10 protein-coding genes are annotated in these 12302 nt (G+C 50.1%); 2 read left to right on the top strand and 8 right to left on the bottom strand.

The genetic code is table 11. The annotated features are described in order from the left end of the window. Nucleotides 1-4 precede the first annotated feature (4 nt). Nucleotides 5-136: a hypothetical protein gene (locus H6F76_RS31130; protein WP_277881261.1), complete on the bottom strand. Its 132-nt coding sequence runs from the start codon at nucleotides 134-136 to the stop codon at nucleotides 5-7. A gap of 585 nt (nucleotides 137-721) precedes the next feature. After that, entirely contained in the window at nucleotides 722-1573 is an 852-nt protein-coding gene (locus H6F76_RS20590) for a DUF72 domain-containing protein (RefSeq protein WP_190511096.1), read from the bottom strand. 316 nt (nucleotides 1574-1889) lie between these two features. On the opposite strand from H6F76_RS20590, the gene H6F76_RS20585 reads away from it, so the two are divergent. Further along, nucleotides 1890-3944 (top strand): serine/threonine-protein kinase, encoded by a 2055-nt coding sequence (locus H6F76_RS20585; RefSeq protein ID WP_190511094.1) that lies wholly within the window; start codon nucleotides 1890-1892, stop codon nucleotides 3942-3944. 29 nt (nucleotides 3945-3973) lie between these two features. Here the strand turns inward: H6F76_RS20585 and H6F76_RS20580 are convergent, their stop codons facing one another. From H6F76_RS20580 to H6F76_RS20560, 5 genes are all read right to left on the bottom strand, one after another. Next, nucleotides 3974-4642: a DUF6391 domain-containing protein gene (locus tag H6F76_RS20580; protein WP_242036772.1), complete on the bottom strand. Its 669-nt coding sequence runs from the start codon at nucleotides 4640-4642 to the stop codon at nucleotides 3974-3976. A 218-nt stretch (nucleotides 4643-4860) separates the two neighbouring features. After that, complete coding sequence (locus tag H6F76_RS20575; RefSeq protein ID WP_190447761.1) at nucleotides 4861-5655, bottom strand: hypothetical protein; 795 nt, start codon at nucleotides 5653-5655, stop codon at nucleotides 4861-4863. Between the two features lie 706 nt (nucleotides 5656-6361). Beyond that, nucleotides 6362-7210, bottom strand: a complete 849-nt coding sequence (locus H6F76_RS20570; RefSeq protein ID WP_190511235.1) for a M28 family peptidase — start codon at nucleotides 7208-7210, stop codon at nucleotides 6362-6364. 80 nt (nucleotides 7211-7290) lie between these two features. Further along, a complete protein-coding gene (locus H6F76_RS20565) occupies nucleotides 7291-8232 on the bottom strand; it encodes a GNAT family N-acetyltransferase (RefSeq protein WP_190511092.1) in 942 nt (313 codons plus the stop codon). Nucleotides 8233-8352: 120 nt separating this feature from the next. After that, complete coding sequence (locus H6F76_RS20560; RefSeq protein WP_190447765.1) at nucleotides 8353-9312, bottom strand: protochlorophyllide reductase; 960 nt, start codon at nucleotides 9310-9312, stop codon at nucleotides 8353-8355. 300 nt (nucleotides 9313-9612) lie between these two features. On the opposite strand from H6F76_RS20560, the gene tatC reads away from it, so the two are divergent. Further along, nucleotides 9613-10440: a twin-arginine translocase subunit TatC gene (gene tatC / locus H6F76_RS20555; RefSeq protein ID WP_190511090.1), complete on the top strand. Its 828-nt coding sequence runs from the start codon at nucleotides 9613-9615 to the stop codon at nucleotides 10438-10440. A 56-nt stretch (nucleotides 10441-10496) separates the two neighbouring features. Here tatC and H6F76_RS20550 read toward each other — a convergent pair whose 3' ends face one another. After that, the gene (locus tag H6F76_RS20550; protein WP_190511088.1) at nucleotides 10497-12209 is read right to left on the bottom strand and encodes an alpha/beta hydrolase; all 1713 of its coding nucleotides are present in this window, start codon (nucleotides 12207-12209) and stop codon (nucleotides 10497-10499) included. Between the last annotated feature and the right edge of the window lie 93 nt (nucleotides 12210-12302).

Raw genomic sequence — 12302 nt, 5'->3', positions numbered from 1 at the left:
TTCTCTACCACTGGCAGAAATGAGTTGTTCGAAGCGTTGCCAGATGATTTGCGATCGCACCCGTTTTTGAAAGCACATCTGAAGGCACACCGGACGGTACGTTTAGTCGTAACGATCCAGAAGAGTTGAGTCCCATTGTGCTAACGTCCGTAACTTTTTGATACCGCCAAAATTACGCAGAAAAAAGTATGTATGCCTTTAAGTGTCTGTAGAATCTGGGATACAGCAGTGGAATCAGGCAAGCGTTATTAAGGGCTTAAATTGCTGCAATTGCAGCTTAGACAAGGAGGTAGAGCGTGAAGCAATATGCATTTGTGTAGAGGGGTAAAAATACAAACGAAAAAATAAAGACTTTAAAATCGGTGAATCCGCTGAGAAAGTTTACTCGTAGATATGATCCATTAGTCGTTATTCTTCCGTCGATCGTCAATACAACAGCGGTCCTTCACTCACTCTTTATGCATATGGGCACGACGATTTACACTTTTAGCAAAAAGCTGAGAGTGTCTTGCTGATAGTTACGGCAGTTGAAATAGTGCTATTAGAGCAGGCTATCTTGCTGCTAGGTAAGCAATAGGACGAGGGCTGAGGGCTGAATAGAAGCCCTTGCTTAAAGGAGGTTTCAAGGTTTATGTCCGCCCTAACGCTCGCTTCGACTGCTATAAGCAATTGCCTTTGGTTGGGATAATGCCTGGGAACGATAAGGGCTACCGCTCCTTAGTTAGAACAAGTTCAACTGCGTTGGTGTGTTGATCGTGTTCCAGGGCAGCGGCGGCACGAGATTATTGTGTTGTTCTAAAAGGTGTTGAAAGTGCCGGGCGGTGGCGGGCGATCGCTCCTCTACAGGACAATGCACGAAGAAATAAATGCGGGTTCCTTGCTGGAGCCATTGATCTACCAACGATACCCATTCCTCTAAAAACCGTTGATTGAGTGCTAAATCAGGATGACTAATGAAGCGAATCAGGCTGAAAGGAGCCGTCACGTTAGGCTGTAGAGGCAGTTTGGGTTTCTTACGCTCGGAATGCAACTGTGGGTCGTCTGGCGCGTCATAAAGAGGACGGGTATCCAGCAGCACACGCCCAACGCCTAACCCTTCTAGCAGAGCGGTCAGGTTTTCGGCATGAGGTGCTCTAAACCAGTCGAGATGGCGTACTTCAAGCGCAAATTCGGCTTCGTTGCGGGGCAAAGCGGTAAGAAAGGCTGCTAAATCGTCAAACCTCGATGGGCTGTAGCTGGGCGGCAGTTGGGCTGAAAAGGGACCAAGACGATCGCCCAAACCCTGCATTTTTGTCAGAAACGCTAGTGTGCCAGGAAGCGCAGGTTGCAACAAACCATTATGAGTTAGGCTCTTTGGCAATTTGAGGCAAAACTTGAACCCATCAGGCGTTTCACTTGCCCAACGCTTCACAGTCTCTACATCCGGGATGGAGTAAAACGTCGTATTCCCCTCTACTGCCGTAAAGCGGCGACTATAGAGATGCAGAAAATCGGCAGCGCGGCTATCTGAGGGGAATAGCTCTCCCAACCAGCCTTTATACGCCCAAATGGCACAGCCGAGGTGGAAAGTCATGAGGGATAAAAGCTAAAGGATAAAGGCTAAGGGCTAAAGGCTAAGAAGATAGGAGATGAGGCGATAAGAGAAATTATGACTTTTAAGCTGTGAGTTTTGAGTTATTTTGACCGTTCATCACTGACCACAATTACATCCTTTAGCCTTCAGCTTTAATACTTCTGCCTTTAGCCTTTTGCCCTCTGCCTTCCGCCTTCTGCCTTCCCCTAAACTAAATTGCTAATGACTACTTTAACGGTGGGTATGATGGAGACTGCATACCGCCCCCTCAGCCCCTCTTCAATCTTCTGTTCCTGATACCTTTCCAATGAACCTGATGAAATCTCTCTTTTGCAGCCAGGGGCACGATAATCCTGACGACAATCGCTTTTGTCGCCTATGTGGTGAGATGTTGCCTATCATACCGCGATCGCCAGCTGTGGGCATGACAGGGCAAATGTTGGGTTTGCGCTATCGCGTCTTGCATGAGTTGGGTCATGGCGGCTTTGGGCGTACTTACCTGGCAGAAGATACCAATCGGTTTCATGAGCGGTGTGTGCTGAAAGAATTTGCGCCGCAGGTGCAAGGGACGGAGGCGCTACACAAAGCAGAGGAATTGTTTGAGCGGGAGGCAGGCATTCTCTACAAACTACAGCACCCTCAGATTCCACGCTTTCGGGAACTGTTTCAGGCAGATTGGCAAGGCAAGCGGCGGCTGTTTTTGGTACAGGACTATGTAGAGGGTGAGACGTATCAGGCATTGCAGCGATCGCGCCAAAACCAGGGCTATGGCTTTACAGAAGCAGATGTGACGCAACTATTGCTGCAACTCCTGCCTGTACTAGACTACATCCATGCCTGTGGCGTGATTCATCGGGATATTTCGCCTGACAATTTGATGCTGCGGACGGTCGATGGCTTGCCCATCTTGATTGATTTTGGTGGTGTCAAGCAGGCAGCCGCTGAAGTGAACTCACAATTGCGGCGATCGGTGGCTGCTCTCCCTGCCAAGGTTACTTGTCTAGGCAAAGTTGGCTATGCTCCCAGTGAGCAAATGGATCGAGGCGAAGTCTTTCCGCATAGTGACTTTTATGCCCTGGCAGCAACGGTGCTGGTGTTGCTAACCGGTAAGGAACCGCAGGATCTCCTGGCAGGTAATCGCCGTCAATGGCTGAAGCTGGTTAACCTTAGTCCAAAGCTGATTGCAATTTTAAGCCGCATGCTGGACCCCGATCCGGCTAAACGCTACCAAACGGCGCAAGCAGTGATGGCAGCCTTGGGTAGCAGCCTACCAGCCTCAGACGTTCGCGCCACGCAACCACCGAGGGGACATCGATCGTCCGCTGCCTCTGAACTGTATCCAGCAACCGTGGCAGTTGCGCCTGCCCAGGTCGGTCACGTTACTCAAGCCGCAACTGTCTATCCGCCTGCTACCCGACCCCAACGCCGGTCTGGTTTTGGAACGATCGCTCTCCTGCTGTTAGCGGCAGGTACGGTCTGGTTTACCTGGTGGATTGCTCATGATTGGCAACCCTTGAAGCAGCCCAAACCCCAGCCGTCTCAAACAACAAATGCCAGCACAAAACCGCCTGCACCTCGATTTTCGCAGGCAGAGCAAAAGCGTAAACAGGCGCTTGACCAGCGTCGTGAGGCTCTGGGCATTGACGCTGTTTTTCTCTCCAGTCTGGTCAATGACACCTTTTATGACAAGTATCCAGACCGTAGCGGACGGCAACTCACGGCAGACGCAGCCGATGCACCCCTTCGCGCTGCATGGGATCAAATCGCGAACCAATGGCTAGATCAACTTAAACCCCTTAGCAGTGAGGTTCGATCCCGCTTGGGCCAATACACCGATGCAGACTTAAAAGCACGGCAGGCAGACGTTAATCGGCTCAATCTTAGCAGTCGGGCACTTAATGACCTTACCGATGTACGCTTTTTTGAGCTGTTTCCCGATCAGCCGCGCAACCAAAGTATTTTGAACAAGCCGATCGGTCAGGTGTGGCAGGCGATCGCTGCTGAACAACTCAATGCTGTGAAAGCTGGCACCACGCTGGAAACGATTAAATTTCCTGAAGGTCGCTTTAGCCAGCAGGTTAGCGGCACGCTCAAGGCAGGAGAGGGCAAGGCATACATTGCCGAGCTTACTAAAGATCAAGTCATTCAGATTCAATTGCAGGCGAACCAAGAGACTCGTCTTTCGATCTATCCGCCCACAAGTAAAGCTGCTGCCCTGTTAGAAGACTCAGCCAAGACAAGCTGGTCTGGCAAATTAACTGAATCTGGTTTTTACGAGATTGTGGTTGTCTCTAATGCAGCTGGGACAATCAGCTACGACTTAAGCCTTGCTGCTGCCGACAATATCTCGGCTCCTGATGCCGCACAGTGATAAAAAGAAGCTGGTGAGACATGGCTTTCTTATCCTTCTTGCCAACTCACCTGAACAAAGTGTACAGCTCGCCCAGAGGCATCCTGGCTGATGGTGATGCGCTCAATCGCCAGGTTAAACGGAATAGCAGTTGTGACATACTGCTGGGCAAGGCTGCCAAAGTCGGGGGTAAGATGAGCAGCGATCGCGGCGGCAGCGCCCAAGCCCATAAATTGCTCAATTGGTCCCCGTGGTAGAAGGATGGCTGCCCCGACTGCTAAACCAGCCGTCAACAACATTCCTACAGATAGATTGGTGCCACAGCGAGGATGCACCGCTAGATGCCATTCTCCAGCCGTAAGCCGTCGTAAGGCTACTTGAACGGCACGGCGCAAGGCAACACTATCGACTTGTCCGTAAAGGTAAAAGCCGCGATCTGTAGACATGCCGCCCAATAGCTCGTTGTCTGGTGCTATTGCCCTTGGTGTTAGCTGGCTTTCTGCCTGACCGCTCAAAACCCAAACAGTGGCATGTTCTAAGGCATGAACCTGTCGTAGCATCAAAAGTTCTTTCAACCCTGGCACAAAGTTAAACTGGCGCAGCAAGTCAGCGTCCTGCGTTAAGCGCGGATCTGGCTGGTGACTTGGCGCGAAGACTAAATCGAGCAAATTGGAGCCCAGGAAGCCCCACAACGGTTGATCGACAGCAGCCTGTGTCATAAATTGCACAGCTTCAAACAAAAACTAGCGACAAAAGTATTTTCTCACTCTAGCGCTTACTGCCTGCCAAGGTCTTCAGTTGTTGTAAATTGTTGCCAGCAGGAGCTTACACGCTGTCAAGCTTCTTTTAATAAGTCGAAAACCTCTAGGAAGCTGCCCCAAAGTGAACGCGTTAACCTGTCACTCTTAAATTGACAGGTCAACGCTGGCGGAACGCCCTAGACAGGGTTCGCCGCTTGTACTGTTGCGCCTACGGCTCTAGCGACCTCGACCCCATTTTCTTCAAAAATCACAATCGGATCACTGCCAGCGTTCATTTCAATACGCTTGACGAGTACCTGCCCATTAGAAATGCGTTGCCCAACTCTGACATGACGGCTGGTTTCTTCATTCGGTGCTTTAACGATCGCTTGCGGAGCGCCGTTCACCACAACCACACCGCTGACTTGCACTCCATTTGCTAGGGTAGCTGATGGGAGAGGCGGTAGAGTGCTAATGGTTGGGGTATTTGCTGTTCCTTGGGGTGACGCGGCAGTTCCTCGAGGTGATCCGGCAGTTCCCTGGGGTGACCCAGTTGTTCCCCGTGGGGGCAAGGGTGTTCTAGGGTTAAAGGCGGTTGTCGTTGGTCTACGAGTTGCTGATTGAGGCGGTGTCGGCAGTCGATTGACAGTCGGCACGTTTTGACGATTAACAACTGTTGGCTGTTGCAGCTTTGGCGGTAGCCCAGCAAAGGGATCTTTCCCTTTCCGACCATCAATGCTTGCCTGTACTTGTTTTGCCCGCTCGTTGCCGTTAGTGGATTGGATTAAACCTGGGATTGTGTCACCAGCAGGCGGTTTTTGAGCCACCAAGGGGGTAGCTTTGGTGCCAAAAGGTTGGCTAGTGGCGGGTTTCTGCACTGCTGGGGCAGAGACGACGGGCGAGGGGGCTGTAGCAACATCGCTCTCAGACGTACAACTGGCAGTGGTCAACGCGATCGCCCCAACAAGTCCAATAAACATGAGTTGACGCATGACCATTCTCCCCTTCTCCCCAAATGCTTGTTACTAACACGATAGCTCTAAATAGCAGAAACGGTGCCAGTAATTTCTCAGTATTTCCGCCACAATCCTTTCGTCAAAGATTTACTTTAAGCACTCGCTTCGTACGGTTAGGCTGGTGTTAGTTACAACGGCTTTTGTGAAGCAAGTAGAGCAACAGAACGGTCTACCTTTGTCACTTAAAGCCTAGTCTCTAGCCGTTGTCCTGTTACAGAAAGCTTGACGGAAAAGCAGCCCTCAGGTGAGACTTTCTAGCGTGCCTTTGCTCCTCAGACCATTTGATTTTTACTTACTATCGATCGCCTATAGGGACAGACGGTCGTTTGTGCTCACGAACTTCATCGTGTTACCAGACTCTTTAAAAGCGTCTGCCGTCAACTAAGAAACTAAGGCGTTGCTGTGTTCTAAGCAAGGTTTTGAGTGATTGGTTTCTGACAGTAATGACCAGACCTTCTAACGCATCTGCCTTGTTTGGTAGCGATTGGTATAGCAGTCGAAGAGAACGTTAGAACAGACATCAACCTTGAAACTTCTTTTAAGCAAGGGCTTCTCTTCATCCCTCATCGCTCATCCTTTTGCTATGGCAACCCCAAAAAGCTAGCTAGATGCGTTTGTAGGCTTTCCTGAGCACGCGCAGTACGGCTAATAATGTTCGATTTTTTCATCTCCGTGAAAACCGCTATAACTGTTGGATGCCGCGTGCAAGGCTGTGGCAAACATTGGTGAGAAAATCGAGGTCTAAGGTGTCTAGGCGATCGCCTGGTTTGTGATAGTGCGGATTACGAAGAAAGGATGTATCTGTAACCATGATTGCTCGATAGCCTTTGTCCCAAAAGGCAGCATGGTCGCTGCGACGGGTATCTGGCACAATCAGCCCTCGGTTTCCGGCAGGTAGCCATTCACAAGGCACGTCACACTGCCGTACCGTATGGTTCAGACGAATTAAATCAGGAATAGTTTTGAGGTTGCCAATCAAGCCAATGAAATCGCCTCGATTTGGATAGAAGTGCTGCAAGCCTGCTGGATAGCGTTGGGAACCAGACGTGCGATTGCAGTAGCCCAACATCTCCAAGGACAGCATGAGGCGCAGCGGTTCTTGCTGAAGTGAGTTGGCGTAGTGAGTGCTGCCAGCGCGATCGTAGCTCGTCTCTTCTAAATCAAAGGCAACGAACCGAACAGGATACCGTATTGGTGACGCTGCAAACAGACGCGCTAGCTCAAGCAGCACGGCAACCCCAGTTGCATTGTCATCAGCTCCCGGTGAGCCAGGTACTGCATCGTAATGGGCACCAATCAGAATCGGCGGCAGCGATCGACGTCTCGTTTCATCCTGTGCTGGCAAGTTCAGAATCAAATTCTGAAAGACTGTGCCCTGCTCTTGAAACTCATGCGCTTCAACTGCGCCCCATTGGGCGAACTGTGCCCGGATATATTCACGTACAAAAAAATGTCCTGCTGTTGCCAGGTAAGGGTCACGCTCACGGGCAATCTGGATCAGATGCGCCTCTAGTCGTTCTCTGAGCCTCAACCGTACTTCAGCATTCCCCACTCTCTACTCCCGTTCGGCTGAGCGCATACGTCGAAGCCCATTCTCTACTCCCTACTCCCCTAACGCCAGTCATCCACAGCAAACACATCCGGTCGATTGTAGCCAGGTTTGTTCGCTGGTTGCATTGCTACGCCTGTTATTTCGGTGCGAAAACCGAGAGCCATCATTCGGCAGTAGGCTTCGTGACGACTAGTATTAACTCCAGCGACCAGGCGCGACATCCCTTCAGCAGCAGCTAGAGACTCAGCAAAACCAAGTAGTTGCTCGAAGTGTAAGCCAGCCTGGGATTGCGATCGCACGGCTCCAAATTTGACATAACAAGTGTCACTACCGGCTTCTGTCTCTGCACCATAGTGACACACAGCGAACCCAGTCAGCCCTGCCTCATCCCACAGAAAAACTGTATCGCCCAGACGTTGTGCCTGTACAGCTGCTATTTCAGTCGATAAGTCTAGCCCTGCAAAAACGGTATCTGTCAGTGCGCGGCTATCGCTGAGTGCCTGTGCTTGCTGTGCTACAGACATCTCTGTATAGCGAGAGGCTGGTGGCAGGGGGGCTGGCTGCTGAACCGCTTTAGCCATAACAGCCGTCAGATATTGCGGATAAAACCCAAACTTTTGGTACAGCGCGTGATGCTTGGGGCTATTGGGAAAGGTAAAGAGCGCTGTTTGCTCAATCTGCTCTTGTCTAAACTGCTCTACAACCACAGCAACCAACTCTTGAGCAATGCCCTTGCCCCACCAATCGGGCTGTACGCTCAACGGACCAAAAAAGCCAAAGCTACCCCAGTTAGTAGCTAAATTTGACCCGACCAGCGTGCCATCAACTTCAGCCGCAAAGGCTCCGATCGCATTTGTCTGCCAGCGATGTTTGATATAACTGGCATCGCCGCCAAAGGTTGCTGGTTCCGGTAGCCCAATGAAGGTGCCAAAGGCAAGCCGAAAAATATGGTCAGCAGTGGCTAAGTCTGAGGCTTGTAGCGGACGAATAGAGCAGTTCATTAGGAGAGGAAATTTGTGTGATCAACCTGGTAGTGCCTCTAGTTTTGTTTCGGTGCTTACGACTCATTCTCAGTCGCACTGATTACCTGCCGTTGCTAACCGCATAAAACTGCGATCGCGTTACGACAGTCCAACCAGTTTGGCGCTAAGTTCCCACAGGCGTTCTGCTTTTTCGTCATCGCGTGCCTGGGGCGATACCTTTTGCACAAACGACTTGCCATCTTTTTTCTGACGGTTACCCCAACTCCAGTAGGCTCCTGATTGGCTGTACTCCGGATCGGCAACGACCATTGCTACCCGTTCGCCTGACAACTCCTGAGACACATACCCACCCGTAATATTCTTTTGGAACCACGGAAAGAGCTTTTGAAACAGCGGATAGTGGTTGCGGAAGAGGGGAGTATCGGCAACACAGCCGGGATAAAGAGAACTAAAGGTAATACCTGTTGACTCGTGGTAGCGCCGATGGAGTTCGCGCATGGTCAGAACGTTACAAACTTTGCTGTCTTTGTAGGCTTTGACGGGTTCAAATTTTTTGCCATCAATCATGGCGATCGGCTCCTTGAAGCCATCGGCAAAGCCTTTGAGATCGCCCAAATCAGGACGGGGTGGAATCTTACCGCCCAACTCATCAGGATTATGCGTCACAGTCCCCAAGATGATGAGCCGTGCCGCCGTCGCGTGCTTAAGATCATCCAGTAACAGGTTCGCTAACAGAAAATGCCCAAGGTGATTGGTTGCAACCGTTAACTCAAACCCTTCAGGGCTTCGCAGTGGCTCCTTAATCAGCGGCATATAGATGGCAGCGTTGCATACCAGCGCATCGAGCGATCGTCCCGTTTCTCTAAAGTTGGTGACAAATTGCCGCACGCTGCCTAACGAGGCAACATCAATATGCATGAGCGTATAGCGGTCTTTAGGTATTGCCACTGCCTGGGCGACCTGCTCTGCTTTTGCTAAATCGCGACACGCCATAACAACGTGCCACTGCTCTCGCTGTGCAAGGGCTTTTGCAGCGTATAGCCCTACACCTGACGATGCGCCTGTGATCACGACTGTGCGTTTCTGATCTTGTGTCATTGTCTTTAGCCTCCGTTGTCCCACTGACTGTTTTCAGGATCTCACATTGTTGACGACTGGAACCACTTTGGAGGGAATGGGGGATAGGGATGAAGGATGAGGGCAGAAGGCAAGAGGCAAGAGGCAGAGGGCAGAAGGTAAAGGGTAGAAGGTAAAAGGCAAAATCAACTCAAAACTCAAAACTTTCTATCCCCCTCACTCCTCTGCTTCCTCTGCTTCCCCTGACTCTTCGCCCGATCGCTTGCTCCCACTGCTCACCCAGATACAATAATGAGGAGACCTACGGACAGACGCTAACTCATGACGGCTCCCTCGGAACTAGAGACAGTACCCCAACCGGATTTCGCCCTTGATGCCAGTCATGCGGATTCCCTTAATTTGAGCGCAACAGCCGCAGACACCGATGTCGTTGAAGAGGAAGACCTGCTTGACGATGTGGAAATGTCCCTGTTTGACCATTTGGAAGAACTGCGGCAGCGCATTTTCTACGCGCTCATTGCGGTTGCCATTGGTATTGTCGGGTGCTTCTTCTTTGTGAAGCAGATTGTGCAAGTACTTGAGCTGCCTGCCGGTGCAGTCAAGTTTCTTCAGCTTGCGCCGGGAGAATATTTTTTCGTTTCGATGAAGGTTGCAGCTTACAGCGGTATTCTGCTGGCAAGTCCCGTGATCCTGTACCAGATTATTGCCTTTGTGCTGCCGGGCCTAACTCGCCGCGAACGCAGGCTATTAGCACCGATCGTCTTTGGTTCTAGTTTTCTTTTTGTTGGTGGTTTGGGTTTTGCTTACATCGCGCTGATTCCGGCTGCCCTCAACTTCTTTATCTCCTACGGCGCAGACGTAGTGGAGCAACTCTGGTCGATCGATCGTTACTTCGAGTTTGTCTTGCTGCTGATGTTCAGCACCGGGTTGGCGTTTCAAATTCCTATTATCCAAATGCTCCTCGGTTTGCTGGGCATCGTTTCGTCCCGGCAAATGCTTTTTGGCTGGCGCTACGTCCTCCTAGGAGCTGCCGTTCTCGGTGCCGTCCTTACCCCCTCAACCGATCCTCTCACTCAAAGTCTCTTAGGTGGAGCCGTAGTGGGACTGTATTTCGGTGGCATTGGCTTGGTGAAACTGTTAGGAAAGTAGCATTGAGCAATTTAGATCCCTGACTTCTTGAGGAAGTCGGGATCTTGCATTCATAATCAAACGTTCACATCTTTTTCGTACCGGATGGGTGCAAGCACGACCTGTATGCCTTTTTGTTGGCAGATTGTCGAGAAATTGTCCAGTTTGTGTTCCAGCGCTTTCGTGGAATGATCGCTCGATGTTGCGTCTGGTAGTGCTGCTAAGAAGCGTTGAAACCCTATAAAGGCGAGTCCGTAAATAACCTGTTGGCTCCAAACACCATTAAAGTAGCCGCCATGCACGTTGATGCCACCAAAGCCAAGACTTTGCTTAAAGTATGAAATGTTTAAGCGGGCATAATCAATCAGGTTAAGTGCTGCTTTTCTCAGGGCAAAACTGACGACACCACGCGGCTGTTCTGGTTGCTCAGAGCCTTTTAATTCATCCTGAAAATCAACATAATCGGTGCAGTCAAAGTAAGTGAACAAATCAGCAACAATATTGACGTTGGGAGCCTCTGTTAGATGCTCTTTCAGCACTTTGTTGCCTCTTAGTTCTTCTAGTGTGTGATGTTCACGATCGGATGCTCGCACTTCTAAATGCTGGAACGGTGATTCTACCGTCCCGTTTTTTTGGTTGACAATGCCATAGTTCTGATCTTGCAATGAGTAGTTTTGATGGTCAGCCTGACCTTTAAAGTGTCTGACTGTAACATTGCCTAACCGATAGCCACTAGAGCGTTTTCTAGCCGGAAAACTAAAGTAATTAGCAGTCGTTGAAGCAAGCCGTAAAGCTAAATCGCCTTCATTACTAAAGACATATGCTTCTTTACAGCGACGTAATGACGATCGTAAAAAATTGGAGCGTCTGGGCATGATGGATTCGGCTGGAATATCAGGCGCGACCAGTATCAAGCGCTCTAACCGAAACACGCGACCAATCTCCGCAGGAGGGTTTTGGTTGATCGAGCCTGTATCAAACACATCAGAGAGAATTCTGATTGTATTAGTCACGATGAAACAGCCCATACTGTGACCCAAAAACGAGAGTTTAATTCTCTTTGCTTCGCTTAACGGTTCTTGCAGCGCTAGTTTTTCGGAGACTGCCTGGTCGATTTGGCGAATCAACTCAACGAGATCTAAAACGCCGTAATTAGTTGCCCGGTAGTTATCTCTAAAATAAGTTGAAAGGCGTAAAAGAATCAGCGTTAACAACCCTGCACTTACAAGCACTGAGCCAATTAATGGTGGCGTTAGCAACCCGTTGAAATCATCAGTTGTTATTAACAAGAAAGCGATCGCCAGGCTTGCAGCTAGCCCACCCCAAAACAGCCCTGATAGGAGAATGGGTAACGCGCTAAAAGCATCCTTTATCTTCGTGCCAAAGGAGTTGTCGTCGGTAACCCGATCGCCAGTGGGTGCAGAACGATCGCCCGTCGGTTTTTCAGATGGCCAAAGATAGCCTAAAAAAACTGATGTTTGCGGCTGGCAGATTTGGGTAGCATGGCGATAAATTTTCTGATAGCGCTTTTCAGCATCTGATCGCTGAGTACCATAGCCATGAATCGAGATGACAATTTGCGGTTCTGGGCTAGCAATTAAATAGTCGGCGATCGAGCGAATTTTAGCCAGCACCGCTTCGTTGTTCGTTTCGAGCGGATTATCTTCAATATTGATGGCAGCAGTACTGTTGACGTAGTAGCCAAGCACCGTTTGATCAGGCGCTAACCCATCAATCGGTGTAATGTTGAACTGTGTTATGTCAGGCACCGCCTTGGTCAAAGCAGCCATACTCAAATGCCCCTTGATTAAATCGTGCGAAGAGCATGTTTAGGTTAGCAGACATTGTTTTATACCAACGGCAGCACGCGGATTTGATTTATG

It is taken from the genome of Leptolyngbya sp. FACHB-321 (assembly GCF_014695975.1).
Classification (GTDB): domain Bacteria; phylum Cyanobacteriota; class Cyanobacteriia; order Leptolyngbyales; family Leptolyngbyaceae; genus Stenomitos.
This window is presented reverse-complemented; position numbering and strand designations above follow the sequence as displayed.